At 33.0% G+C, this 664-nt stretch carries 1 pseudogene; it reads left to right on the top strand.

What is annotated here, in order from left to right:
- A pseudogene (locus tag ACOSP6_RS00245) lies at positions 1-420 on the top strand (hypothetical protein); the annotation flags it as partial.
- Positions 421-664: the final 244 nt, after the last annotated feature.

The following is a 664-nucleotide window of genomic DNA, read 5'->3' as shown; positions in this document are numbered from 1 at the left end:
AACATCGGAAAAGAACTCGCGTCCTTTTCCCGCAAAAAATCATACACAAATACGTTAGCCACAAGCAAATACAAAATGTTTAAAGGGATTTTTAAAAATGGAAAAACGGAACCTTCTAAAGTTGAAACTTGGAAAAAGTTTGAGCTCTTTGAATTGTTTAATGACCTAGATAAAGCGGAAAAGATATTGTCTGAATTGAGCGAAGGATATTCTGGAAATTTTATAGACGCTGAGGAATTTTATAAAGAGTTCGTTGAGGAATTGAACGACTTGAAATATCAAAATGTTCCTGATTTTAAACGAATCAGTATTTGGTTTGCACCGACTTCAGCTTGGGACAATTTCGTCGGAATGGATGGAATTGAATTGGGAAATCGGATTTATGAAAGAGCTAATAAATGGAATAAAGCCAGTGGCTAACAATGTATAACCGCAATTACGGCGGATTCGACTTCGTCTGAATCCACTCGGTAATTACTAACGCTAGTTTCTAAACAAAATATGTAACTTTAATCCCGTAACAACAGTTATACAAATACGTTAGCAAACACTGTCGAAAATGATCTATAGTTTTCTTGTTGATTAATAAAAGTCAGTTTTAAAATTTTGTTTTTTAATAGTAATTCCAGTTCTATTCTTTTTTTAGAGAACTAAACGTTTTATG

The organism is Tenacibaculum sp. MEBiC06402 (assembly GCF_049239625.1).
Taxonomy (GTDB): domain Bacteria; phylum Bacteroidota; class Bacteroidia; order Flavobacteriales; family Flavobacteriaceae; genus Polaribacter.
This window is presented reverse-complemented; position numbering and strand designations above follow the sequence as displayed.